This window comes from Micromonospora sp. NPDC005413 (assembly GCF_040606435.1).
In the GTDB taxonomy this organism is placed as follows: domain Bacteria; phylum Actinomycetota; class Actinomycetes; order Mycobacteriales; family Micromonosporaceae; genus Micromonospora.
The window spans coordinates 1-23,519 of record NZ_JBEXEV010000020.1 but is presented as its reverse complement, the minus strand read 5'-3'; the positions used below and the strand labels follow the sequence as shown (position 1 = coordinate 23,519).

Below are 23,519 nucleotides of genomic sequence, written 5' to 3'. Positions count from 1 at the left end.
GAGTATGGGGATCCGAGTCGCGGTCGCCGGGGCGAGCGGCTACGCCGGGGGCGAGCTGCTGCGCCTGGTCGCTGGGCACCCGGAGTTCGACCTGGTCGCCGCCACCGCCCACAGCCAGGCCGGGCACCGCGTCGACGTGGTGCACCCGCAGCTCACCGGGCTCGACCTGGTGCTCGGCGCAACCGAGCCGACGACCCTGGCCGACGCGGACCTGGTCTTCCTGGCCCTGCCACACGGCGAGTCGGCGGCCCTCGCGGCCCACCTCCCGGCCGAGGTGCGGATCGTCGACCTGGGCGCGGACCACCGGCTGGCCGACCCGTACGCCTGGGCGCAGTACTACGGCGGCACGCACGCCGGGCAGTGGACCTACGGCCTACCCGAGCTGCCCGGCCAGCGGGAGCTGATCTCCGGGTCCACCCGGGTGGCGAACACCGGCTGCTACGCCGCCGCGATCACCCTGGCGCTCGCGCCGCTGATCGCCGACGGCGCGGCCATCCCCGCCGACGTGGTGGTGGTCGCCGCGTCCGGCACCTCCGGCGCTGGACGGGCGGCGAAGCCGCACCTGCTGGCCAGCGAGGTGCTGGGGGACCTGTCGCCGTACCGGGTCGGCACCCACCAGCACGTACCGGAGATCAAGCAGGCCACCGGCGCGACCGGCCTGTCGTTCACCCCGGTTCTGGCGCCGATGCCCCGCGGCATCCTGGCCACGGTCACCGCGGTGCCGGCGCGCGGCGTCGACCCGCAGCAGGTGCTGGCGCAGGCGTACGCGGACGCGCCGTTCGTGCATGTGCTGCCGGAGGGCCGCTGGCCGCACACCGCCGCCACCCTCGGCTCGAACTCCTGCCACCTGCAGGCCACCGTCGACGTCGACTCGGGTCGTCTGATCGTGCTCAGCGCGCTGGACAACCTGGGTAAGGGCGCAGCCGGTCAGGCCGTGCAGAACGCCAACCTGATGTTCGGTCTGCCCGAGACGACGGGCCTGTCGATCTGGGGAGTCACCCCTTGAGCGTCACCACCCCACGGGGTTTCCGGGCGGCCGGCGTGGCCGCCGGGCTCAAGACCAGCGGTGGCGCGGACGTCGCCCTGGTGGTCAACGACGGCCCGGACGCCGGTGTCGCCGGTGTCTTCACCACCAACCGGGTCAAGGCCGCGCCGGTGCTCTGGAGCCAACGGGTCGTGCAGGGCGGTGTGGTCCGCGCCGTGGTGCTCAACTCCGGTGGCGCCAACGCCTGCACCGGCCCGGCCGGCTTCCAGGACACGCACGCCACCGCCGAGCACACCGCCGCCGTGCTGACCTCGGTCAGCCCACGGCTCATCCTCGGTGCCGGTGATGTGGCGGTCTGCTCCACCGGGTTGATCGGTGAGCGGCTGCCGATGCCGAAGCTGCTGCCGGGCGTCCGCTCGGCGATCCGGGGGCTGTCCCGTGACGGCGGCCCGGCCGCCGCCGAGGCGATCATGACCACGGACACCCGGCCGAAGACCACGGTGGCCCGGGGTAGCGGCTGGACGGTCGGCGGCATGGCCAAGGGCGCCGGGATGCTCGCGCCGGGGATGGCCACCATGCTCTGCGTGCTGACCACCGATGCGGTGGCCGGGCCGGCAACGCTGGACGAGGCGCTGCGGGCGGCGACCCAGGTCACCTTCGACCGGGTCGACTCCGACGGCTGCATGTCCACCAATGACACCGTGCTGCTGCTGGCCAGCGGCGCGAGCGGCATCGAGCCGACTCCGGCCGAGCTGGCCGCTGCCGTGACCGCGGCCTGCCACGACCTGGCCCAGCAGTTGGTGGCCGACGCCGAGGGCGCCACCAAGCAGATCGCCATCGACGTGGTCGGCGCCGCGAACGAGGACGACGCGGTCGAGGTGGGCCGCTCGGTGGCCCGCAACAACCTGGTCAAGACCGCGCTGTTCGGCAACGACCCCAACTGGGGGCGGATCCTCGCCGCCGTCGGCACCACTGCTGCCGCGTTCGAGCCGGACGAGGTGGACGTGGCGGTAAACGGGGTGTGGGTGTGCCGGGGCGGTGCCGCCGCCGAGGACCGCTCGAAGGTCGACCTGACCGGGCGGGACGTGACCATCCGAATCGACCTGCACGCCGGTACGTCGGCCGCGACGATCTGGACCAACGACCTGTCCCACGCGTACGTGCACGAGAACTCGGCGTACTCGTCGTGAGCGCGAGGAACGCAGCGCAGCGGAGTCCCGCAGTCGCGAACGGAAGGCTGGCGCGGTGAGTCTCAGCACCGACCTCACCCGCGCGCAGGTCAAGGCGGAGACGCTGATCGAGGCGCTGCCCTGGCTGGCGCGTTTCTCCGGCTCGACGGTCGTGGTCAAGTACGGCGGCAACGCCATGACCGATCCCGAGTTGCAGCGGGCGTTCGCGGCCGACATGGTCTTCCTGCGGTACGCCGGCCTCAGGCCCGTGGTGGTGCACGGCGGCGGCCCGCAGATCTCCGCCATGCTGGGCCGGCTCGGCATCGCCAGCGAGTTCCGGGGTGGCCTGCGGGTGACCACCGCCGAGGCGATGGACGTTGTCCGGATGGTGCTGGTCGGGCAGGTGGGTCGCGAGCTGGTCGGGCTGATCAACTCGCACGGTCCGTTCGCCGTGGGCCTCTCTGGCGAGGACGCCCGGCTGTTCACCGCGGTGCGCCGCCCGGCGTACGTGGACGGGCTGCCGGTCGACGTGGGCCAGGTCGGGGACGTCGAGTCGGTCGACGTGTCCGCGGTGACGGACCTGATCGAGGCCGGTCGGATCCCGGTGATCTCCACGGTGGCGCCGGACGTGGACGGGGTGTTGCACAACCTCAACGCGGACACCGCCGCCGCGGCGCTGGCCATCGCGTTGCAGGCCCGCAAGCTGGTCGTGCTCACCGACGTGGCCGGCCTGTACGCCGACTGGCCGGACACCACCAGCCTTGTCTCCGAGATCGTCGCGGACGATCTGGCCAAGCTGCTGCCCAGTCTGGAGTCGGGGATGGTGCCGAAGATGGAGGCCTGCCTGCGGGCGGTGCGTGGGGGAGTGCCCGCCGCGCACGTCGTCGACGGTCGGGTGGCGCACTCCACGTTGCTTGAGGTGTTCACCTCGGAAGGGTTCGGAACGATGGTCACTCCGTCATGAGTACGTTGGCGCAGCGCTGGACACAATCCATGATGGACAACTACGGGACGCCGCCGATGGCGCTGGTCTCCGGTGCCGGTGCCGTCGTGGTCGACGACGCCGGGCGGGAGTACCTCGACCTGGTGGGTGGCATCGCGGTGAACGCCCTCGGCCACGCCCACCCGGCCGTGGTGGCCGCGGTGTCGAAGCAGGTTGCCACCCTCGGGCACGTCTCCAACCTCTATGTCGCCGAGCCGCCGGTCGCCCTGGCCGAGCTGCTGTTGGCGCTCGCCGGCCGGTCCGGCCGGGTCTTCTTCGCCAACTCCGGCGCGGAGGCGAACGAGGCGGCGTTCAAGCTCTCCCGGCGTACCGGTCGCAGCCACGTGGTGGCCACCAACGGCGGTTTCCACGGCCGCACCATGGGTGCCCTCGCGCTGACCGGCCAGCCGGCGAAGGCCGATCCGTTCCGGCCGCTTCCCGGCGAGGTGACCCACGTCGAGTACGGCGATGTCGCCGCCCTCGACGCGGCCGTCACCGACGCCACCGCCATGGTGATCCTGGAGCCGATCCAGGGCGAGAACGGGGTGGTCGTCCCGCCGGCCGGCTACCTCGCCGCAGCGCGGCGGATCACCGCCCGGCACGGGGCGTTGCTGGTTATGGACGAGGTGCAGACCGGCATCGGGCGCACCGGGCACTGGTTCGCGCACCAGGCCGAGGGCGTGGAACCGGACGTGATCACCCTGGCCAAGGGGCTGGGTGGCGGGCTGCCCATCGGTGCCACGCTGGCCTTCGGCCGCGCCGCGGACCTGCTCACCCCCGGCTCGCACGGCACCACCTTCGGCGGCAACCCGGTCAGCTGCGCGGCGGCGCTCGCCGTGGTGGCGACCATCGCCAACGAGGGCCTGCTCGACAACGTCAAGCGGGTCGGTGAGCGGCTGCGTCGGGGCGTCGAGGCGCTGGGCCATCCCCTGATCGCCGGGGTACGCGGCACCGGGTTGCTGCTCGGCGTGGCGCTCACCGCGCCGGTGGCGTCGGTGCTCGCCGAGGCTCTGCGGGAGGCCGGCTTCCTGGTCAACCCGGTGCAGCCGGGTGTGGTCCGGCTGGCCCCGCCACTGATCCTCACCGCCGCCCAGGTGGACGCCTTCCTCGCCGCGCTGCCCGCCGCCCTCGACGCGACGGCCCCGGCAGCCGCCGGAGCGGAACGCGGGTCGTCCACGCTGCCCGCCACGACCACCACCACGACGGGAACGACTCCATGACCCGGCATCTCCTGCGCGACGACGACCTCTCGCCCGCCGAGCAGTCCACGGTCCTCGACCTGGCGGCGCGGATGAAGGCGGACCGGTTCGGCCACCGACCGCTGGCCGGCCCCCGCTCGGTGGCGGTGCTCTTCGACAAGCAGAGCCTGCGGACCAGGATCTCCTTCGACGCCGGGATCGCCGAGCTGGGCGGGCACCCCCTGGTCGTGGACACGCAGGTCACCCACTTCGGCCGGGGTGAGTCGCTGGCCGACGCCGGGCGCGTGCTGTCCCGCTACGTCGCGGCCATCGTGCTGCGTACCCACGGTGACGACCGGATCGCCGAGGTGGCGGCGGGCGCCAGCGTGCCGGTGATCAACGCGCTCACCGACGGCTTCCACCCGTGCCAGCTGCTGGCCGACCTGCTGACCGTGCGTGAGCGGTGCGGCGGCACGGCTGGCCGCACCCTGACGTACGTGGGGGACGGCGCGAACAACATGGCGCAGTCGTACCTGCTGGCCGGGGCGATGGCCGGGATGCACGTCCGGATCGCCGGGCCGGCCGGGTTCGCACCGGATCCGGCCGTGGTGGACCAGGCGGCCAAGATCGCCGTCGGCACCGGCGGGTCGGTGCGGGTCCTGACCGACCCGGCCCAGGCGGTACGCGACGCCGACGTGCTGGCCACCGACACCTGGACGTCGATGGGCCAGGAGGCCGACGGGCTGGACCGGATCACCCCGTTCCTGCCGTACCAGGTCAACAAGGAGCTGCTCGGCCAGGCCGCACCGGACGCGATCGTGTTGCACTGCCTGCCCGCACACCGTGGCGAGGAGATCACCGACGAGGTGCTCGACGGCCCGCAGAGCGCGGTCTTCGACCAGGCGGAGAACCGGTTGCACGTGCAGAAGGCGCTGCTGACGTTCCTGCTGGGCACCGCGATCGAGGGCTCCCGATGACGGCGCCGTTGACCCGCGCGGCCCGGCACGCCCGGATCGTGGAGCTGATCCGCGACAAGGCGATCCGGTCGCAGACCGAGCTGGCCGACCTGCTCGCCTCCGACGGCGTCGGCGTCACCCAGGCCACCCTCTCCAGGGATCTGGAGGAGCTGGGTGCGGTCAAGGTACGCGGCGGCGACGGCCCGGCCGTCTACCTGATCCCCGAGGACGGCCAACGGCCGCTGCGCGACGCGGAGGCCGCACCGGCCCGACTGGTGCGACTGCTGCACGAGCTGCTCAACGGGGTCGACTCCAGCGGCAACATCGCCGTGCTGCGTACCCCGCCGGGCGCAGCCCAGTACCTGGCCAGCGCGTTGGACCGAGCGGGCCTGCCCGAGATCGTCGGCACCATCGCTGGCGACGACACCATCCTCGTCGTGGCCCGCGAGGCCGTCGGCGGGGCCGCACTCGGTGAGAAGCTCGCCGGCTGGGCCCGCCGGGAAGACACCGTTGAAGGGAACACCACATCATGACCGAGCGGGTCGTCCTCGCGTACTCGGGAGGGTTGGACACCTCCGTCGCCATTCCATACCTGGCCGAGCAGACCGGCGCCGAGGTGATCGCGGTGGCGGTCGACGTCGGGCAGGGCGGCGAGGACCTCGACGCGATCCGGCAGCGTGCCCTGGACTGCGGCGCCACCGAATCCGAGGTGGTCGACGCGCGCGACGAGTTCGCCGCCGACTACTGCCTGCCGGCCATCCGGGCCAACGCCCTCTACATGGACCGCTACCCGTTGGTGTCGGCGCTGTCCCGGCCGTTGATCGTCAAGCACCTGGTGACCGCGGCCCGTAAGCACGGCGGCACGATCGTGTCGCACGGCTGCACCGGCAAGGGAAACGACCAGGTTCGGTTCGAGGTGGGCCTGAACGCGCTCGCCCCCGACCTGAAGATCGTCGCGCCGGCCCGGGACTTCGCCTGGACCCGGGACAAGGCGATCGCCTTCGCGGAGGAGAAGGGGCTGCCGATCGACGTGTCGGCCAAGTCTCCGTACTCCATCGACCAGAACCTGTGGGGTCGCGCGGTGGAGACCGGCTTCCTGGAGGACATCTGGAACGCCCCCATCGAGGACCTCTACTCGTACACTGCCGACCCGGCGCAGGACCGCGACGCCGACGAGGTCGTGATCACCTTCGACGGCGGCGTGCCGGTGGCGATCGACGGTGAGACGGTCACCCCGTACCAGGCGATCCTGGAGCTGAACCGGCGCGCCGGCGCCCAGGGCGTGGGCCGGCTCGACATGGTCGAGGACCGCCTCGTGGGCATCAAGAGCCGCGAGGTGTACGAGGCTCCCGGCGCGATCGCGCTGATCACCGCCCACCAGGAGCTGGAGGCGGTGACCGTGGAGCGGGACCTGGCCCGGTTCAAGAAGAGCGTTGACCAGCGCTGGGGCGAGCTCGTCTACGACGGCCTGTGGTTCTCGCCGCTGAAGGACTCGCTGGACGCGTTCATCGACGACGCGCAGCGGCACGTGAGCGGCGAGGTGCGGATGACCCTGCACGGCGGCCGGGCCACCGTCACCGGCCGGCGCTCCGAGGCGAGCCTCTACGACTTCGGGATGGCCACCTACGACACCGGCGACACCTTCGACCAGTCCCTGGCGAAGGGCTTCGTGCAGTTGTGGGGCCTGCCGAGCGGGATGGCCGCCGCGCGCGACGCCCGGCTGGGCGGGTCGGGACGGTGACCCCCACAATGGGCGGCGTGGACGACAAGAGCCTCACCGAGAACAGTGCCGCCACCAACCGGACCAGCCTCTGGGGTGGCCGTTTCGCCGGCGGCCCCGCCGAGGCGCTCGCCCGACTGTCGGTGAGCGTGCAGTTCGACTGGCGCCTGGCCCCGTACGACATCGCTGGTTCCCGGGCGCACGCCCGGGTCCTCGCCGGTGCCGGCCTGCTCGACCCCGAGGAGCTGGGCCGGATCCTGGCCGCCCTGGACGACCTGGAGGCCGCCTGCGCCTCCGGGTCGTTCCGCCCCACCATCGACGACGAGGACGTGCACACCGCGCTGGAGCGCGGGCTGCTGGAGCGCCTCGGCAGCCTCGGCGGCAAGCTGCGCGCCGGCCGGTCCCGCAACGACCAGGTCGCCACGGACCTGCGGCTCTACCTGCGGGACCACGCCCGGGGCGTGGCAAGCCGGCTCGTCGAGCTGGCCGAGGCGCTGGTCGAGCAGGCCGAGCGGCACATCGACACCGCCGCGCCCGGCATGACCCACCTCCAGCACGCCCAGCCGGTCACGTTCGGGCACTGGTTGCTCGCTCACGTGCAGCCGCTGCTGCGCGACCTGGAGCGGATGCGCGACTGGGACCACCGGGCGGCGATCAGCCCGCTCGGCGCGGGCGCGCTGGCTGGCTCCGGGCTGCCACTGAACCCCGTGGCCGTGGCGAAGGAGCTGGGGTTCCGTACGTCGTTCGCCAACTCGATGGACGCGGTCGCCGACCGGGACTTCGTCGCCGAGTTCCTCTTCACCACCGCCCTGATCGGGGTGCACCTGTCCCGCCTGGGCGAGGAGGTCGTGCTCTGGACGTCGCACGAGTTCGGCTGGGTGGAGCTGGACGACTCGTTCGCCACCGGCTCGTCGATCATGCCGCAGAAGAAGAACGCGGACATCGCCGAGCTGGCCCGGGGCAAGTCCGGCCGGCTGGTCGGCGGCCTGGTGACCGTGCTGACCATGCTCAAGGGTCTGCCGATGACCTACGACCGGGACATGCAGGAGGACAAGGAGCCGGCCTTCGACGCGGTCGACACCCTGGAGCTGCTGCTCCCGGCCCTGGCGGGAATGATCTCCACGATGACGGTCCGGGTGGACCGCCTCGTCGCCGCCGCCCCGGTCGGCTTCTCCCTGGCCACCGAGGTTGCCGACTGGCTGGTCCGGCGCAACGTGCCGTTCCGTGACGCGCACGAGATCACCGGCCGGCTGGTGGCTCTCTGCGCGGCCCGGGAGTGCGAGCTGGAGGAGGTCTCCGACGAGGATCTCGCCGCGGTCAGCACGCACCTCGACCCGTCGGTGCGCGATGTGCTCTCGGTCCGTTCGGCCCTCGCGGCCCGGACCACCCCCGGTTCCACCGGCCCCGGCCCGGTCGCCGACCAGCTCGCCGCTGCGGCGGACCAGCTGGTTGGCTGGCGGGAGTGGGCCGCCGAGCGAGTCGTACCGCGCTGACCTCGCCGTGGCGTCGGCGCAGGCCGTCGGCGCCACGGCCGGTTCAGGCCGCCGGGCGCTCCCGTTTCGGGAGCTTGGCCACCACCATGTCGTACGACGCGTCGACCGCCTCGGTCAGCTCCTCGTCGTCGATCCCGCCGTCCAGGCGCAGCGTGTTCCACCCGGACCGACCGATGTAGGCCATCACCCGGGCGTCGTCGGGGTGCCGGTGCAGCCACTCGTCGGCAACCTCCCGGGTCGGCCCGCACTTGATGCCGACCGTCGGCTTTCCTTCGCCGCTGCCGAGGAACGCGAAGATCCGGCTGCCGACCTTCACCACCTCGTCGCCCTCCCACGGCCGGTCCAGCCACGCTCCCGGCTTGGCCAGGCAGTACGTCAGCATCTCCGTGCGCTCCATGGGTGCCTCCTCGTCGTGCGCACAGTGTGCCCGCCCGTCGGCACACTGTGCGCCGGTCCGCCCGTCCGGTCGCCGGGTGTCGGTCAGCCGGGTGTCGGTCAGCCGGGTGTCGGTCAGTCGGTCTGCTCGGCCGAGCGGGCGGCGACCCGCTCATAGCGCTGCCGGGCCGCCTGCGCGCTGCCCAGGCCCAGCCCGTACGCGATCGCCTGCCAGGTCAGCCCACGGTCGCGGGCCAGCGTCAACAGCCCGGCCTCCAGGGCGTCCAGCTCTGCGCGGACGTGTGGCAGCAGGGTCAGCGCGGCGGTGAGGTCGGCGGCGTCGACCGGCTCCTCCGCCGGCTCCCGTTCGGCTCCGCCCGCGGCCAACGCGGTGACCAGGGCCACCGCCTCCCACGGGTCCAGCACGTACGGGTGGGCCCAGCGCCCGCGCTGGGTGTCGGTGCGGGCGTGCCGCTCGCTGATCCGCTGCAGTGCCTCGTGGGTGCGGTGGGCGCGGGCGTGGGCCGGGTGGGGCGCGGTGAACGGGTCGTCCGTCATCATGTCCCGAGCACACACCCTCAACGGAATATTGTCAACAGAACGTTCAACAAATTGGTGTCGGCGCGTGGGGTTCGCGGTTCGGCTGGGTACCGTCGGGTCATGGATCTGTTGCCTGGTGACCGCGCCGCTGACGCCGACCTGGCGGCGCTGGCGGACCTGCTCGCCGGTCCGCTGCTGCCGGCCGCGCGCGGGCTGCTGGGCTGCGAGCTGCACGCCGGCGGCGTCACGGTCCGGATCACCGAGGTCGAGGCGTACGCCGGCACGGCCGGTGACCCGGCCTCGCACGCCCACCGGGGGCGCACGCCACGCAACGCGGTGATGTTCGGGCCGGCCGGGCACGCCTACGTCTACTTCACCTACGGGATGCATTGGTGCATGAACGTGGTCACCGGGGTGGAGGGGGAGGCTGCCGCGGTGCTCGTACGCGCCGGGGAGGTGGTGAACGGCCTGGACGTCGCGCGCGACCGCCGACCGGCCGTGCGCCGGGACGTGGACCTGGCCCGCGGGCCGGCGCGGCTCTGCGCCACGCTCGGCATCGACCGCTCCGCGTACGGGGGATACCTGTTGGGCGACGGGCCGGTCCGGTTGCGTCCGCCGACGCGGCCGGTGCCGCCGGAGGCGGTGGTCGCCGGTCCGCGGGTCGGTGTGACCGGCGCGCACGATCTGCCGTGGCGGTTCTGGCTCGACGGCGACCCGACGGTCAGTGCGTATCGGCGACACGTGCCCCGCACCCGGCGCTGACCCGCCGACGTGTGTCCGACGAATGTGTCGGGGGGTGTGGCCATAATCACCGCACCTGCTCACCGACGGTTCGGAGGACGTCATGGCAACGCTGCTCGCGATCGGCACGGCCAAGGGTTTGTTTCTCGCCACCAGCGGCGACGACCGGCGCAACTGGGAGATCACCGGCCCGCACTTCCCGATGACGGGTGTCTACGCGGTCGCGGTCGACACGCGCCGCCCCACCCCGCGGTTGCTCGCCGGGGTGACCAGCTCACACTTCGGGCCCAGCGTCGCCACCAGCGATGACCTCGGTGCCTCCTGGGACGAGCCCGACCAGGCACCGGTCGCCTTTCCGGCCGACACCGGCGTCTCCCTCGGGCGGGTCTGGCAGCTGACGCCCGCCGGCCCCGACGAGCCGGACGTGGTCTGGGCCGGCACCGAGCCCTCGGCGCTGTTCCGGTCCACCGACGGCGGCCGCAGCTTCGAGCTGGTCCGTTCCCTCTGGGACCACCCGCACCGCCCCGAGTGGGAGGCCGGCTTCGGCGGTCAGGCCGTGCACACCGTGCTGCCCCACCCGCGTGACCCGGCCCGGCTGCTGGTCGCCATGTCCACCGGCGGCGTCTACCGCTCGGAGGACGCGGGGGCGAGCTGGGCACCGGGCAACACCGGCATCCGCGCCTACTTCATGCCCGACGAGTGGCCGGAGTTCGGGCAGTGCGTGCACAAGGTGGCTCGGGACGCCGGCAACCCCGAACGGCTGTACGCGCAGAATCACCACGGCGTCTACCGCTCCGACGACGACGGTCGCACCTGGTCCTCGATCGCCGACGGGCTGCCCAGCGATTTCGGCTTCCCGATGGTGGCCCACCCGGGGCGCAGCGGCATGGTGTGGACCTTCCCGTTGGTGGCCGACAGCGAGCGGTTTCCGACCGACCACCGCTGCCGGGTGTTCCGTTCCGCCGACGCCGGCGGCAAGTGGGAGCCGCTGTCGGTGGGGCTGCCCGAGGGGCCGTTCTACCCGGCGGTGCTGCGCGACGCGATGTGCGCAGATGACGCCACCCCCGGTGGGGTCTACTTCGGCACCCGCTCCGGCTCGGTCTACGCCAGCCGCGACGAGGGCGACTCCTGGTCGTTGGTGGCGGCGCACCTTCCCGACGTGCTCTGCGTCCGGGCCGCGGCGGTCTGAGCATGGTCACCGTGCTGCTGCCCGGTCCGCTGCGCGGTGAGGCCGGCGGCGCCAGTCGGCTGAGCGTCACCGCCGCCGGGACGCTCCGGGCGGTCCTCGACGAGTTGGCCGCCGATCATCCGCGGCTGGCCCGGCGGATCCGCGACGAACGAGGTGAGCTGCGCCGTTACGTCAACGTTTTCGTCGACGGGGAAGATTGCCGGCACTCCGGCGGTCTGGCCACCCCGGTCGGCGACGGCGCGGAGGTGCAGGTGTTGCCCTCGGTCGCGGGCGGCTGAGCCGCCCGCGCCACTCGCGTGCTCGCGGTCTACCTGGGCCGCTCGCCGTGCGTGCCACTCCATATCGGCGACGTGGTGGTGTCCTGGCGACCAGATGCCCCCACGTCGCGGACCTGGAGTCGATCTCCTGCCGTGATGACGACGGTGGCCAGCAGACTGCGGCCAGGCCGCCGAGCCCGGCCGAGCGCCGCGCTATCGAGCGCCTCGTCCGGTTTGGCCTCCGGATCGCGGGGTCGGTTGCCCCCAGCGTCCGTTTCCGGAGTGATCGCTGCCACTGCCAGCCGTCCCGCCGACGGAATAGTTGACTCGTCAAATAAGTTGTGAGCTGCGTCCGGGTACCACGGAGGAATCCGGTTCGACACGCGAGGAGCTGGTCATGCAGTTCGGAGTCTTCACCGTCGGCGACGTCACGGTCGACCCGACCACCGGTCGGGAGCCGACCGAGCATGAGCGGATCAAGGCGATGGTCGCCATCGCGCTCAAGGCCGAAGAGGTCGGTCTGGACGTCTTCGCCGCCGGTGAGCACCACAACCCGCCGTTCGTTCCCTCGTCACCGACCACCATGCTCGGCCACATCGCGGCGCGCACCGAGCGGCTGCTGCTGTCCACCGCGACCACGCTGATCACCACCAACGACCCGGTGAAGATCGCCGAGGACTACGCGATGCTCCAGCACCTGTCCGACGGCCGGGTGGACCTGATGATGGGCCGCGGCAACACCGGGCCGGTCTACCCGTGGTTCGGCAAGGACATCCGCGCCGGCATTCCCCTCGCGATCGAGAACTACGACCTGCTGCGCCGGCTGTGGCGCGAGGACGTGGTCGACTGGAAGGGTCGCTACCGCACGCCGCTGCAGTCGTTCACCTCGACGCCGCGCCCGCTCGACGGGGTGCCCCCGTTCGTCTGGCACGGCTCGATCCGCAGCCCGGAGATCGCCGAGCAGGCCGCGTACTACGGGGACGGCTTCTTCGCCAACCACATCTTCTGGCCGAAGGAGCACACCGAGCGGATGATCAGTCTCTACCGCGAGCGGTACGCGCACTACGGCCACGGCACCGCTGACCAGGCCATCGTCGGCCTCGGCGGGCAGGTGTTCATGCGGCGCAACTCGCAGGACGCGGTCAAGGAGTTCCGTCCGTACTTCGACAACGCCCCGGTCTACGGGCACGGGCCGTCGATGGAGGAGTTCACCCGGGAGACCCCGCTGACCGTGGGCAGCCCGCAGCAGGTCATCGACCGCACGCTGGGCTTCCGTGAGTACGTCGGTGACTACCAGCGGCAGCTGTTCCTGATGGACCACGCCGGGTTGCCGCTGAAGACCGTGCTGGAGCAGCTCGACCTGCTCGGCGAGGAGGTCGTGCCGGTGCTGCGCAAGGAGTTCGCCGCGTTGCGCCCGGCGCACGTCCCGGAGGCGCCGACCCACGCCTCGCTGGTCGCCGCGGCCGGCGGCGCCAAGGACAGCACCGTCCACGCCGTCGACGACGTGACGGGCAAGGCACCGGAGGTGACCCGATGACCCGTCGCACCCTGGCCGTGGTCTCCGCGGGGCTGAGTCAGCCCTCGTCGACTCGGCTGCTCGCCGACCAGCTCGCCGCGGCGACCCGCGACGAGTTGGTCCGGCGCGGCTCCGAGGTGGAGCTGCACGTCGTCGACCTGCGGGAGCACGCCCACGACGTGGTGAACAACATGCTGACCGGGTTCCCGCCGGCAGCGCTGCGCAAGGCCATCGACGCGGTGACCGGAGCGGACGGCATCATCGCCGTCACCCCGATCTTCAGCGCCTCGTTCAACGGGCTGTTCAAGTCCTTCTTCGACGTGCTGGACGCCGGGTCGCTGGTCGACCGGTCGGTGCTGATCGGGGCCACCGGCGGCACCGCCCGGCACTCGCTGGCACTGGAGCACGCCGTCCGCCCGATGTTCAGCTACCTGCGGGCGGTGGTGGTCCCCACCGCGGTCTTCGCCGCCCCGGAGGACTGGTCCGATGGCACCGCCGACGGAGCGTTGCGCGGTCGGATCCTGCGCGCGGCTGGGGAGTTGGCCGACCAGGTCGAGCGTCGGCCACCGGCCAGCGGCCCCGCCGATCCGTTCGCCCTCACCACCGACTTCCTCCAGATGCTCGGCCGGGGTGACGACTCCCCGGTCAGCTGACCGGGGAGGGGTGGGCGACCAGCACCGGGCAGCGCGCGTGCTGGATCGCCGCCTGGCTGACCGAGCCGAGCAGCATTCCGGCGAATCCGGCACGGCCCCGGGTGCCCACGACCAGCAGCGACGCGGTGCCGCTGGCCTCGATGAGCCCCTCGGCCGCGCCGGCCGCACGGACCGGATGCTCGCGCACGACCAGGTCGGGGTGCTCGGCGCGGACCGCGGCGGAGGCGTCGGCCAGCAGCCGGACCGCCTCGGCCTGGTACGCGGCCTGCGACTCCTCGGGCTCCTCCGGCACCGGCCGGCCCTCGTCGGGCGGGCCGACGTGCACCAGCACGAGCGGCACATCCCGCAGCGCTGCCTCGTCGGCGCCGTAGCCCGCGGCGAGCCGGGACGACTCGGACCCGTCCACGCCGACCAGCACCGGGGCGTCCGTCGGGGTCGCCTGCTCACCCGGGCGGACCACCAGCACCGGGCAGTGCGCGTGGGCGGCCACCTGCGCGCCCACCGAGCCGAGCAACAGCCCGGCGAACCCGCCCAGCCCTCGGGTGCCCACCACGACCAGGTCGGCCCGGCGGGACTCCTCGATCAGGGTGATGCCGGGACCGCCAGCGACCTGGCGTACCTCGACAACCAGGCCGGGCCAGCGGTCGGCCAGGTCGGCCGCGGTGCGCTCCAACATCTTCTGCGCTTCCTCGGAGGGCGCCGGAACCCCGATGTCGTACGGGTTGAGCGGCACGCCGTAGCCGAGCGGGTGCAGGTAGCCGTGCACCAGGTGTAGCGGCCGGGATCGGAGCAGGGCGGCGCGGGCGGCGTGCTCCGCGGCGATGAGGCTGGACGGCGACCCGTCCACACCCACCACGACAGGTCGATTCATCGGCTCTCCCAGGATCGGTCAGCTCATTGTCGGCGGTGCACCCCCCGCCCCGCCGCCGAACTCGCCGGCACGGAACCAACCGAACGCCGGTCCGCGCCGGTCGGGGAGCGGCCGGCGCGGACGGGGGAACAGTGTCAGTCTTTCCGGTCTTCGCGGCGACGCCGGACGATCGCCACCGGGCTCTGCGAGTGGTGCAGCACCGCGTGGCTCACCGAGCCGAGCAGCATGCCGGCCAGCGCTCCTCGGCCGCGCGCCCCGACCACGGTGAGCTGCGCCGTGGCCGACTCCTCCACCAGCATCCGCGCCGGCGCGCCGTACGCCACGCGGTGCCGTACGGGCACGTCGGGGTACCGCTCGGACCAACCGGCGAGGGCCTCGGCGAGCACCCGCTCCTCGTCGGCGACGAGCGCCTGCACGTCGTACGCCACCGGTAGGAGGTCGCTCGGCGCGGCCGGGATGATCCAGGCGTGCACGGCCATTAGATCGGTGCCGCGCAACGAGGCTTCCTCGAAGGCGAACTTCAGCGCCTCGGTGGACAGGTCCGAGCCGTCGACCCCGACCAGGACCGGCCCGTCGGCGCGGCCCTCACCCTTGACGACCAGCACCGGGCAGTCGGCGTGGGCGGAGACCTGCACCGCCACCGAGCCGATCAGCAGCCCACCGAAGCCGCCCAGGCCTCGGCTGCCGAGCACCAGCAGCACCGCGTCCCGGGATTCGGCCAGCAGTACCGGCGTGGCCGCGCCGTCGAGCACTGCGCTGGTGACGGCGAGTTCGGGCGCGACCTTGCCGGCCTCGGTCACCGCCTCGGCGACCAACTGGTCGGCCCGGTGGCGAAGACCGGCGTGCAGGGGAGCGCCCGGTGCCGGCGCGAGCGACACGTCGTAGAGCGGCCAGATGAACGCGTGCACCACCCGCAGTGGGCGGCCTCGCGTCACGGCCTCCCGGGCGGCGATCCGCACCGCCTCCAGCGCCGATGCCGAACCGTCCACAGCTACCACCACGGGTGCGCCGGGTCTGATGGTCATCACGTCCTCCTTCGTCCGTTCTCATCCTCGTACCGTGCCGGCCGGCCGGTCAGAGGCGGACGGCAAGGGACCGGGGGTCATTGGTCCCGTCACCGTGTCGCGTCAGCTCGCGGTGTCGGCCGGGCGACGGGTCAGCCGCAGCGCCAGCCCGGGCAGGGCGCTGACCGCCGCGCAGGCCAGCAGTACGGTCGGTGTCAGCGGGTCGGTGCCGAGCAGTTCCCGCAGCGGGGCGAGTAGCACCCCGGCGACCTGAAGGAGCGCCGACACCGCGACCGCGATGAGGAGGCCCGGGTTGCCGCGTCGGGCGCCCGCCGGCCGGGGTGCCCGGACCGCCAGCGCCACGCCGAGCTGGGCCAGCCCGAGCACCACGAAGACCACCGACTGCCAGGGCAGGTCCCGGTGGGCGGCGAACAGCCCGGCGCCGAGCACAACGGCGGCGATCAGCGCGCCGGTGAGCAGGACGTCCCGACCCAGCCCGGCGCCGAGCACCGACTCCTGCGGCGAGCGGGGCGCTCGGCGCAGCGTCCCGGGTTCGGCCGGCTCGGCGCCGAGTGCCACCCCGGGCACCCCGTGGGTCAGCAGGTTGACCCAGAGGATCTGGGCGGGCAACAGCGGCACGGCCAACCCGAACAGCGGGCCGATCAGCATCACCAGGATCTCCGCCACCCCGCCGGACAGCGCGTACCGCAGGAACCGGCGGATGTTGTCGTAGATGCGGCGGCCCTCGCCGATGGCGGTGGCCACGGTGGAGAGGTCGTCGTCGACCAGCACCAGGTCGGCTGCCTGCCGGGCGACCTCGGTGCCGCCGCCCATGGCCACCCCGATGTCGGCGCGGCGCAGCGCGGGCGCGTCGTTGACCCCGTCGCCGGTCATCGCGACCACGTGCCCGCGGGACTGCAGGTCGGCGATGATGTCGAGCTTCTGTTCCGGCTGGGTGCGGGCGAAGACCCGGGTGTCCGGGTGCGCCGTCGCCGACTCGTCGTCGCCGCGAGCGAGGGGGTCGCCCTCGCGCCACAGGCCGAGCTGGGCGCCGATCGCGGCGGCGGTGGCCGGGTGGTCCCCGGTGATCAACAGCAGTCGTACCCCGGCGGTGTCGAGGCTGTCGGCGATCCCGGGGGCGCCCGCGCGCAGCGGGTCACCGACGGCGACCAGCCCGAGCGGGCGCAACCCGGTCGGCGCGGCGAGGTCCGGCAGCGTGTCCACCAGGGCGGCGGCGACGGCGAGCACCCGCAGCCCTTCCCCGGCGAGTTGGTGGGCGGTGCGGGTCAGCGCGGCGATCTCGCCGTCGGTGGCGTCGAGCAGGGGTGCGCCGAGGACGCTCTCCGGGGCGCCCTTGCAGACCACGAGGTAGCGCTGGTCGCAGGAGCGGTGCACGGTGACCATCCGACGCTGGGTCTGGTCGAAGGGGTGCTCGGCGACGCGCGGCCAGGCGCCGCGGGTGGGCTGCGGATCGAGGCCGCACCGGGCGGCGAAGGCGACGAGCGCCGCTTCGAGGGGGTCGCCCACGGCGCCCCAGTCGGATCGTTCGTCGTCCGGAGGCGCCAGGGCCGCGTCATTGCAGAGCAGCCCGGCCCGCGCCAGCCGGCGGAGTTCCTCCGGTACGGCCACCGCAGCGCCATCCTGGTGCACTCCGCCGTGCGGGGCGTATCCGCTGCCGGAGACCCCGTATCGCGCCCCGTCGGTGGTGACCACCTGCTGCACCGCCATGCGCCCTTCGGTGAGGGTGCCGGTCTTGTCGGAGGCGATCACGGTCACCGAGCCGAGTGTCTCCACCGCGTGCAGCCGGCGCGGGATGGCGTGCGCGGCGGCCATCCGTCGTGCGCCGAGCGCCAGGGCCAGGGTCACCACCGCCGGCAGTGACTCGGGCACCGCCGCGACGACCAGGCTCACCGCAGTGATGGCCATGTCCGCCACCGGTCGGCCGCTGATCACCCCGATCGCGAACACCAGCCCGGACAGCGCGACCGCGACCAGCCCGAGCGTGCGGCCCAGGGCGGAGAGCCGGCGCTGCAACGGTGTGGCGGTGGGCCGGGTGCCCGCCACCAGCGCGCTGATCCGGCCCAGCGCGCTCGCCGGTCCCGTCCGGAGCACGGTGCCGTCCGCGCGTCCGGTGGTGACCACCGTCCCGGCAAGCGCCTCCTGGCCGACGGTCCGTCCCACCGGCACCGACTCTCCGCTCAACGCGGATTCATCCAGTTGCAGCCGGTTCGCCTCGACCAGCAGCAGGTCGGCCGGCACGATGTCGCCGGCCTCGATCCGGACCAGATCGCCGTGGACGAGCTCGGCGGCGGGCACCGCCAGATCCCGGCCGTCACGGATCACCCGGGCGGCGGGGGCGGCGAGTTGGCCTAATGCCGCGATGGCGCGGTCGGCGCGGACCTCCTGCACCACGCCGATGATCGTGTTCACCAGCACCACCAGGACGATCACTGCGGTGTCCGGGTAGTCGCCGAGCACGGTGGTGACCACGGCCGCGGCGACCAGCAACGCCACCAGCGGGTCGGTGAGCTGGTGCAGGACCCGTACGGCGACATGCCGGCGCGGTGGCGGCGCCACGGTGTTGGGTCCGTTCGCCCGCAGCCGGGCGGCGGCCTCTGCCGCGTCGAGCCCGACCGGGACGGGCACCTCGACGGTGCCCTCCAGAGTCCGGCCCTGTCCGCCGGTCTTCGCCACCGTGAGCTCCCCTACCTCGCGCGGCGTGTCGCAGGCACGCCATCCCCAAGCACTCTCGCGCCGTGGGCGCCCGCCCGGCAGGGGCGTTGCGCCCGCCTGGCACGGGACCAACGGCCCTCATATCTGCCGCCCGGGAAGGAGCCGGACCGCGGCAGGACCAGTGACGCGACGACGAGCACGTCGGAGGGCGCCGGCAGCGTCGGAGGCCCCGCGTACCCTCGTCGGATGACCTCCGATGTGCTGCTGCGTCCGGTTCGCGAGGACGATCTCGTGGAGTTCTTCCTCCACCAGCAGGATCCGGAGGCCAACCGGATGGCCGCGTTCGGCGCCAAGGACCCGTCCGACCACCGTGAGTTCGCCCGGCACTGGGCCCGGGTGCTCACCGAACCGGCGAACCTGGTCCGCACCGTCGAGGTCGACGGCGAGGTGGTCGGCCACGTCACTGCCTTCCCGGACGGTGACCGCACCGAGGTCAGCTACTGGATCGACCCGGCCCGCTGGGGCCGGGGCCACGCCACGGCGGCCCTGGCCGCCCTGCTGCGTGAGCTGCCCCGGCCGGTGCACGCCCGTGCCGCCAAGGACAACGCCGCCTCCCTCGCGGTGCTCCGCAAGTGCGGCTTCGTGGTGGTCGGTGAAGACTCGGGGTACGCCAACGGCCGTGGCGAAGACGTCGAGGAGTGGCTGCTGGAGCTGCCCGCCGATGGTTCTGACCTGGGTGGGCACTAGTCTCGCGGAGTGAATTGGTTGGATCTGGTCGGCTGGGCCGGCTCCGCGGTGCTGGTCTGGTCGCTGCTGCAGTCGCGCGTCCTGAGGCTGCGCGCGCTCAATCTCGTCGGCTGCGTCGTGCTGATCGGCTACAACACCGCGATCGAGGTCTGGCCCATGGTCGGGCTCAACATCGTCCTCGCGGTGATCAACATCTGGTACCTGCGTGGGATGCTCGCCACCCGCCACGACGAGCAGACCTACCAGGTGGTGGAGGTCGGCGTCGACGATCAGTTCCTCGCGCACACGCTGCGGGTGCATGCCGCGGACATCGCCCGGTTCAATCCCGACTTCCGCTGGGACCCGGAGGCTTCGGAACGCTCCGCGTTCCTGGTGGTCACCGCCGACGAGGTGGTCGGGGTGGTGTTGTCGCACGCCGAGGCGCGTGGAGTCGCCCAGATCGACCTGGACTACGTGACTCCGAAGTTCCGTGACTTCACCCCGGGCGAGTTCGTCTACCGGCGCAGCCACCTGTTCACCGAACGGGGCTTCCACCGGGTGGTCAGCCCGCCCCGGATGGTCGCCCCCTACTACCACCGGCTCGGCTTCCGCCCGGAGGGCGACTCGTACGTCCTCGATCTGCCGGCGTCACCGGTGACCGATTCGGCGTAGCGTCGCCGGGGCAGGATTCAGCCGGCGCCGGACGGGGCACAGACACGCCTACGCCGGGCGGGCTCACCGACCGGCGGGCGCCGCGCGTACCGGCCGGTGCCACCACCACGAGGGAGCGAACCGGGCGTGCAGAGCTACGGGAGCCAACTGGCCCTGGTCGGAATCCTGGTCGTGATCAACGCGCTCTTCGCCGGTAGCGAGATGGCGTTGGTGTCGCTGCGGGACAGCCAGATCCAGCGGTTGGAGCGCACCAGCCGGGCGGGGCAGGTGCTGGCCCGGCTGGCCAAGGACCCGAACCGCTTCCTGGCCACCATTCAGATCGGCATCACCCTGGCCGGCTTCCTGGCCTCCGCCGCGGCGGCGGTCTCGCTGGCCAAGCCACTCGTACCGCTGCTCGGGATGTTCGGAAACGCCGCCGAGACGGTGGCGATCGTGGTGGTCACGCTCGCGCTGACCTTCGTCACCCTGGTCTTCGGCGAGCTGGCACCCAAGCGGATCGCCATGCAGTCCGCCGAGCGCTGGGCGCTGCTGGTGGCCCGCCCGCTCGATCTGCTCGCCACCTTCACCCGCCCGGCCGTGTGGGCGCTCGGCGCCACCAGCGACCTGGTGGTCCGCCTGTTCGGGCTCAACCCGAAGCACGAGCCGGAGGAGATCGGCCCGGACGAGCTACGCGACATCGTCGCCGGCAACCACGGCTTCACCAAGGAACAGCGCACCATCATCGCTGGCGCCGTGGAGATCGCCGACCGACGGTTGCGGGCTGTCCTCGTACCCCGGTTGCAGGTCTTCACGCTCGACAGCGGGACCACCGCGGAGGCCGCGCGGCTGGTGCTGGCCGCCACCGGGCACTCCCGTGCGCCGGTGGTGCGCCACGGCGGCCTGGACGACACCGCCGGGGTGATCCACCTGCGTGATCTGGTGGGGGTGCCCGACGACCGCCCGGTCGACGACATCGCCCGACCGCCGATGCTGCTGCCCGACTCACTGCCCGTGGTGGACGCGCTGCGCCAGTTCAAGGCCGAGCGCCAACACATCGCCCTGGTCGTGGACGAGCGCGGCGCCGTCGACGGCATCGTGACGCTGGAGGACATCCTGGAGGAAATCGTCGGGGAGATCTACGACGAGACCGACCGGGACGGATACTCGGTGCGCCGCGAACCGGACGGCGCGCTTCTGCTGCCCGGCACCTTCCCGGTGCACGACCTACCGAACGTCGGCGTTGAGCTGCCGTCGCGGCCGGCCGGTGACTACACCACGGTCGCCGGGCTGGTCCTGACCCACCTTGGGCACATCCCCACCGTCGCCGGGGAGGACATCACCCTGGACGGCTGGGTGCTGGTGGTGGCCAACGTCGACCACCGGGCCATCTCCGAGGTACGGCTCAGCCGGGTTCCCGACGAAGACGCCGTCAGCGCCGACGCTGATACCGACGCGGACACCGAGCCGGTGCTGGATGAGGCCCGCAGCTGACCTGCCGGGAGCGGCCGCTCAGTCGCGGGAGAGGTTCTGCAGCCGGACCTGACCACGGGCGACCAGCCGCTCATCGGCGTCGGTGATCTCCACCTGCCAGAGCTGCTGGCTGCGTCCCCGGTGCACCGGCGTACCGACCGCCCGCAGCTCGCCATCGCGCACTGCCCGCAGGAAGTCGGTCTGATTCGACACCCCGACGACCGTGCCCCGGTCGGCCAGCCACAGCGATCCGCCGACGCTGGCCGCGGTCTCCACGACCGAGCAGTACACCCCGCCGTGCTGGATGCCAAACGGCTGGTGCAGCTCTGGTCGAACCTGCCAGCTGATGACCACCCGGTCGGCGCTCGCCTCCTCGAACTTCAGGCCGAGCAGGGCGACGAACCCACCTGTCATGTCGGGCATCTCCACGGCGAACCCCTCCTCGATCAACAAGGGCGCAAGCGTAACCGGGGCGGGTTGCGCGAAACCCGGTACGGGTCGGTGCCGGTGATGGGGGAGAATCGGTGACCGTGACCGACAGCAGCCTCCCGCCCCCCGGGCGGGCCTCCCTGACCGACGATCTGCTCTGGCGTGGCCTGATCCAGGACTCGACCGGCCTCGACGAGCTGCGCGAGCTGCTCGACGGTGGGGGTGCCGCCACCTTCTACGTGGGCTTCGACCCCACCGCGCCGAGCCTGCACGTCGGCTCGCTCATGCAGGTCATCACGGCCCGCCGGCTGCAACTCGCCGGCCATCGCCCGTTGCTGCTGGTCGGCGGGGCGACCGGCCAGATCGGTGACCCGAAGGAGAGCGCCGAGCGGACGCTCAACCCGCCCGAGGTGATCGCCGGCTGGGTCGCGGGGATCCGTGACCAGCTAGCGCCCTTCGTCTCGTACACGGGCGAGAACGCGGCGCAGTTGGTCAACAACCTGGACTGGACCGGCGAGATGTCGGTCGTCGAGTTCCTCCGCGACGTGGGCAAGCACTTCCCGGTCAACAAGATGCTCGCGCGGGAGGTGGTGCGGGCCCGGCTCGAGACGGGCATCAGCTTCACCGAGTTCAGCTACCAGCTGCTGCAGGCCAACGACTTCTTCGAGCTGCACCGCCGCTACGGCTGCCAGCTTCAGTTCGGCGGGTCCGACCAGTGGGGCAACATCACCGCCGGCGTCGACTACGTCCGTCGACGTGGCGCGGGGCCGGTGCAGGCGTTCACCACGCCGCTCGTCACCAAGGCCGACGGCACGAAGTTCGGCAAGACCGAAGGCGGCGCTGTCTGGCTCGACCCGGCGTTGACCAGCCCGTACGCGTTCTACCAGTTCTGGGTCAACGTGGATGACCGGGAGGTCGACCGCTACCTGCGCTACTTCAGCTTCCGCACGCGCGACGAGTTGGAGGAGCTGGCGAAGGCGACCGCCGAGCGGCCGGCGGCCCGCTTGGCGCAGCGGGCGCTCGCCGAGGAGCTGACCAGCCTGGTGCACGGCCCCGAGGAAACCCGACAGGCGATCGCCGCCAGCCAGGCGCTCTTCGGGCGGGGGTCGCTGGACGACCTGGCCCCGGAGACACTGCGCGCGGCGCTGACCGAAGCCGGTCTGGTGCGCCTCTCCGGCGAATTGCCGGATGTGGCGGGTCTGCTCCGGGATTCCGGGCTGGTCAGTGGCCTCAAGGAGGCCCGCCGGGTGATCGCCGAGGGTGGCGCCTACGTCAACAACAACAGGGTGACCGAAGTGGACGCCGGGGTGTCGCCGGCCGAGCTGCTGCACGGGCGATACCTGGTGCTGCGGCGCGGCAAGCGCTCGTTCGCGGGCGTTGAGCTGGGGGAATAGCCGTCCGTCGACGATGTGACGGGGGACGCGTCCGGCGGAGTTGACGATCATCCCGCCGGACGCGTAACTTTCTCTCTGCCAGCGCGGAACGGACGAAACAGGCGAAAGCCCAAACGGCCGGAGCGCAGGTCAACGGCCTCGGGGTCGGGCGGGCATGCCCACCGATCACGGACCGGGAGGTGCCGCCAGAAACGCCGCGAGGCGGATTTGGTGCGGCGAAACCGACCGGGTAAGGTTACCAACCGGCAGGGCACCGGGCGGGTCGCGGGAAACCGCGACGGCCGGCCTGCCGAATCCGTGACGAGAGCGGCGCAAGCCGGTCGAGACATGGTGCCCGCATGACTGGATGAAGCATGACGAACCGCGAAACTTCGGTTTGACACGGCGGAAACCAGCGGGTAACGTAGTAAAAGTGCCTGGCGCTGGTAGAGGCCAGGGACGCGGTACGAAAAGCCCCGAGTTGGGGTTCCACTGAGGTGGGGCTTTGGTCGGTGTGTGGTTGTTCTTTGAGAACTCAACAGGGTGCTTTAAAAGCCAGTGCCAATTA

General features: G+C 72.4%; 23 protein-coding genes. 17 read left to right on the top strand and 6 right to left on the bottom strand.

What is annotated here, in order from left to right:
• Window positions 1-4: 4 nt before the first annotated feature.
• From argC to argH, 8 genes are read left to right on the top strand one after another with little or no spacing between them, the layout of a single operon-like run.
• Window positions 5-1,006: an N-acetyl-gamma-glutamyl-phosphate reductase gene (argC, locus tag ABZS37_RS20620; RefSeq protein ID WP_355171154.1), complete on the top strand. Its 1,002-nt coding sequence runs from the start codon at window positions 5-7 to the stop codon at window positions 1,004-1,006.
• Window positions 1,003-2,175 carry a bifunctional glutamate N-acetyltransferase/amino-acid acetyltransferase ArgJ gene (gene argJ, locus ABZS37_RS20615; protein ID WP_355171152.1) on the top strand — a complete coding sequence of 391 codons (1,173 nt, stop codon included), beginning with the start codon at window positions 1,003-1,005 and terminating at the stop codon, window positions 2,173-2,175. The genes argC and argJ overlap by 4 nt, the downstream gene beginning before the upstream one ends.
• A 55-nt stretch (window positions 2,176-2,230) precedes the next feature.
• A complete protein-coding gene (argB, locus tag ABZS37_RS20610) occupies window positions 2,231-3,118 on the top strand; it encodes an acetylglutamate kinase (protein WP_355171150.1) in 888 nt (295 codons plus the stop codon).
• A complete protein-coding gene (locus tag ABZS37_RS20605; protein ID WP_355171148.1) occupies window positions 3,115-4,356 on the top strand; it encodes an acetylornithine transaminase in 1,242 nt (413 codons plus the stop codon). The genes argB and ABZS37_RS20605 overlap by 4 nt, the downstream gene beginning before the upstream one ends.
• Complete coding sequence (gene argF / locus ABZS37_RS20600) at window positions 4,353-5,291, top strand: ornithine carbamoyltransferase (protein WP_355171146.1); 939 nt, start codon at window positions 4,353-4,355, stop codon at window positions 5,289-5,291. Before ABZS37_RS20605 ends, argF begins: the two co-directional genes overlap by 4 nt.
• Window positions 5,288-5,803, top strand: a complete 516-nt coding sequence (locus tag ABZS37_RS20595; RefSeq protein WP_354993631.1) for an arginine repressor — start codon at window positions 5,288-5,290, stop codon at window positions 5,801-5,803. Before argF ends, ABZS37_RS20595 begins: the two co-directional genes overlap by 4 nt.
• Window positions 5,800-7,011 (top strand): argininosuccinate synthase, encoded by a 1,212-nt coding sequence (locus ABZS37_RS20590; protein ID WP_355171144.1) that lies wholly within the window; start codon window positions 5,800-5,802, stop codon window positions 7,009-7,011. The genes ABZS37_RS20595 and ABZS37_RS20590 overlap by 4 nt, the downstream gene beginning before the upstream one ends.
• Window positions 7,012-7,019: 8 nt before the next feature.
• Complete coding sequence (argH, locus tag ABZS37_RS20585) at window positions 7,020-8,483, top strand: argininosuccinate lyase (protein ID WP_355171260.1); 1,464 nt, start codon at window positions 7,020-7,022, stop codon at window positions 8,481-8,483.
• Between the two features lie 43 nt (window positions 8,484-8,526).
• Here argH and ABZS37_RS20580 read toward each other — a convergent pair whose 3' ends face one another.
• A complete protein-coding gene (locus tag ABZS37_RS20580) occupies window positions 8,527-8,880 on the bottom strand; it encodes an MmcQ/YjbR family DNA-binding protein (protein WP_354993629.1) in 354 nt (117 codons plus the stop codon).
• 113 nt (window positions 8,881-8,993) lie between these two features.
• On the bottom strand, window positions 8,994-9,419 hold the full coding sequence (locus ABZS37_RS20575) for a DNA-binding protein (RefSeq protein ID WP_355171142.1): 426 nt from the start codon (window positions 9,417-9,419) through the stop codon (window positions 8,994-8,996).
• 99 nt (window positions 9,420-9,518) lie between these two features.
• On the opposite strand from ABZS37_RS20575, the gene ABZS37_RS20570 reads away from it, so the two are divergent.
• From ABZS37_RS20570 to ABZS37_RS20550, 5 genes are all read left to right on the top strand, one after another.
• On the top strand, window positions 9,519-10,160 hold the full coding sequence (locus ABZS37_RS20570; protein WP_355171140.1) for a DNA-3-methyladenine glycosylase: 642 nt from the start codon (window positions 9,519-9,521) through the stop codon (window positions 10,158-10,160).
• An 82-nt stretch (window positions 10,161-10,242) separates the two neighbouring features.
• The gene (locus ABZS37_RS20565) at window positions 10,243-11,328 is read left to right on the top strand and encodes an exo-alpha-sialidase (protein ID WP_355171138.1); all 1,086 of its coding nucleotides are present in this window, start codon (window positions 10,243-10,245) and stop codon (window positions 11,326-11,328) included.
• Between the two features lie 2 nt (window positions 11,329-11,330).
• Window positions 11,331-11,606 (top strand): ubiquitin-like small modifier protein 1, encoded by a 276-nt coding sequence (locus ABZS37_RS20560; protein WP_355171136.1) that lies wholly within the window; start codon window positions 11,331-11,333, stop codon window positions 11,604-11,606.
• A gap of 376 nt (window positions 11,607-11,982) precedes the next feature.
• On the top strand, window positions 11,983-13,122 hold the full coding sequence (locus ABZS37_RS20555) for an LLM class flavin-dependent oxidoreductase (protein WP_355171134.1): 1,140 nt from the start codon (window positions 11,983-11,985) through the stop codon (window positions 13,120-13,122).
• Window positions 13,119-13,754 carry an FMN reductase gene (locus ABZS37_RS20550; RefSeq protein WP_355171132.1) on the top strand — a complete coding sequence of 212 codons (636 nt, stop codon included), beginning with the start codon at window positions 13,119-13,121 and terminating at the stop codon, window positions 13,752-13,754. The genes ABZS37_RS20555 and ABZS37_RS20550 overlap by 4 nt, the downstream gene beginning before the upstream one ends.
• On the opposite strand, the gene ABZS37_RS20545 is transcribed toward ABZS37_RS20550, so the two are convergent.
• The 3 genes from ABZS37_RS20545 to ABZS37_RS20535 all read right to left on the bottom strand — a co-directional run bounded on the left by ABZS37_RS20545 (window position 13,747) and on the right by ABZS37_RS20535 (window position 18,323).
• Window positions 13,747-14,625 (bottom strand): universal stress protein, encoded by an 879-nt coding sequence (locus tag ABZS37_RS20545; protein ID WP_355171131.1) that lies wholly within the window; start codon window positions 14,623-14,625, stop codon window positions 13,747-13,749. The genes ABZS37_RS20550 and ABZS37_RS20545 overlap by 8 nt on opposite strands.
• A 134-nt stretch (window positions 14,626-14,759) precedes the next feature.
• A complete protein-coding gene (locus ABZS37_RS20540; protein WP_355171129.1) occupies window positions 14,760-15,650 on the bottom strand; it encodes a universal stress protein in 891 nt (296 codons plus the stop codon).
• A gap of 102 nt (window positions 15,651-15,752) precedes the next feature.
• A complete protein-coding gene (locus tag ABZS37_RS20535; protein ID WP_355171127.1) occupies window positions 15,753-18,323 on the bottom strand; it encodes a cation-transporting P-type ATPase in 2,571 nt (856 codons plus the stop codon).
• Between the two features lie 225 nt (window positions 18,324-18,548).
• On the opposite strand from ABZS37_RS20535, the gene ABZS37_RS20530 reads away from it, so the two are divergent.
• From ABZS37_RS20530 to ABZS37_RS20520, 3 genes are all read left to right on the top strand, one after another.
• Window positions 18,549-19,049 carry a GNAT family N-acetyltransferase gene (locus tag ABZS37_RS20530; RefSeq protein WP_355171125.1) on the top strand — a complete coding sequence of 167 codons (501 nt, stop codon included), beginning with the start codon at window positions 18,549-18,551 and terminating at the stop codon, window positions 19,047-19,049.
• A 9-nt stretch (window positions 19,050-19,058) separates the two neighbouring features.
• Entirely contained in the window at window positions 19,059-19,700 is a 642-nt protein-coding gene (locus ABZS37_RS20525; protein ID WP_355171123.1) for a hypothetical protein, read from the top strand.
• Between the two features lie 126 nt (window positions 19,701-19,826).
• A complete protein-coding gene (locus ABZS37_RS20520; RefSeq protein ID WP_355171121.1) occupies window positions 19,827-21,170 on the top strand; it encodes a hemolysin family protein in 1,344 nt (447 codons plus the stop codon).
• A gap of 18 nt (window positions 21,171-21,188) precedes the next feature.
• Here ABZS37_RS20520 and ABZS37_RS20515 read toward each other — a convergent pair whose 3' ends face one another.
• Complete coding sequence (locus ABZS37_RS20515) at window positions 21,189-21,572, bottom strand: PaaI family thioesterase (RefSeq protein WP_355171258.1); 384 nt, start codon at window positions 21,570-21,572, stop codon at window positions 21,189-21,191.
• Window positions 21,573-21,679: 107 nt separating this feature from the next.
• Here ABZS37_RS20515 and tyrS point away from each other — a divergent pair, with 107 nt between their 5' ends.
• Window positions 21,680-22,972, top strand: coding sequence for a tyrosine--tRNA ligase (tyrS, locus tag ABZS37_RS20510; protein ID WP_355171256.1), 1,293 nt, complete (start codon window positions 21,680-21,682; stop codon window positions 22,970-22,972).
• Window positions 22,973-23,519 lie beyond the last annotated feature (547 nt).

Bases quoted from the DNA above. Each gene is read 5' to 3' on its own strand.
- argC (WP_355171154.1), top strand. From the start codon at position 5: ATGGGGATCCGAGTCGCGGTCGCCGGGGCGAGCGGCTACGCCGGGGGC.
- ABZS37_RS20605 (WP_355171148.1), top strand. From the start codon at position 3,115: ATGAGTACGTTGGCGCAGCGCTGGACACAATCCATGATGGACAACTAC.
- argF (WP_355171146.1), top strand. From the start codon at position 4,353: ATGACCCGGCATCTCCTGCGCGACGACGACCTCTCGCCCGCCGAGCAG.
- ABZS37_RS20595 (WP_354993631.1), top strand. From the start codon at position 5,288: ATGACGGCGCCGTTGACCCGCGCGGCCCGGCACGCCCGGATCGTGGAG.
- ABZS37_RS20590 (WP_355171144.1), top strand. From the start codon at position 5,800: ATGACCGAGCGGGTCGTCCTCGCGTACTCGGGAGGGTTGGACACCTCC.
- argH (WP_355171260.1), top strand. From the start codon at position 7,020: ATGGGCGGCGTGGACGACAAGAGCCTCACCGAGAACAGTGCCGCCACC.
- ABZS37_RS20580 (WP_354993629.1), bottom strand. From the start codon at position 8,880: ATGGAGCGCACGGAGATGCTGACGTACTGCCTGGCCAAGCCGGGAGCG.
- ABZS37_RS20575 (WP_355171142.1), bottom strand. From the start codon at position 9,419: ATGATGACGGACGACCCGTTCACCGCGCCCCACCCGGCCCACGCCCGC.
- ABZS37_RS20570 (WP_355171140.1), top strand. From the start codon at position 9,519: ATGGATCTGTTGCCTGGTGACCGCGCCGCTGACGCCGACCTGGCGGCG.
- ABZS37_RS20565 (WP_355171138.1), top strand. From the start codon at position 10,243: ATGGCAACGCTGCTCGCGATCGGCACGGCCAAGGGTTTGTTTCTCGCC.
- ABZS37_RS20560 (WP_355171136.1), top strand. From the start codon at position 11,331: ATGGTCACCGTGCTGCTGCCCGGTCCGCTGCGCGGTGAGGCCGGCGGC.
- ABZS37_RS20555 (WP_355171134.1), top strand. From the start codon at position 11,983: ATGCAGTTCGGAGTCTTCACCGTCGGCGACGTCACGGTCGACCCGACC.
- ABZS37_RS20550 (WP_355171132.1), top strand. From the start codon at position 13,119: ATGACCCGTCGCACCCTGGCCGTGGTCTCCGCGGGGCTGAGTCAGCCC.
- ABZS37_RS20545 (WP_355171131.1), bottom strand. From the start codon at position 14,625: ATGAATCGACCTGTCGTGGTGGGTGTGGACGGGTCGCCGTCCAGCCTC.
- ABZS37_RS20540 (WP_355171129.1), bottom strand. From the start codon at position 15,650: ATGACCATCAGACCCGGCGCACCCGTGGTGGTAGCTGTGGACGGTTCG.
- ABZS37_RS20530 (WP_355171125.1), top strand. From the start codon at position 18,549: ATGACCTCCGATGTGCTGCTGCGTCCGGTTCGCGAGGACGATCTCGTG.
- ABZS37_RS20515 (WP_355171258.1), bottom strand. From the start codon at position 21,572: ATGCCCGACATGACAGGTGGGTTCGTCGCCCTGCTCGGCCTGAAGTTC.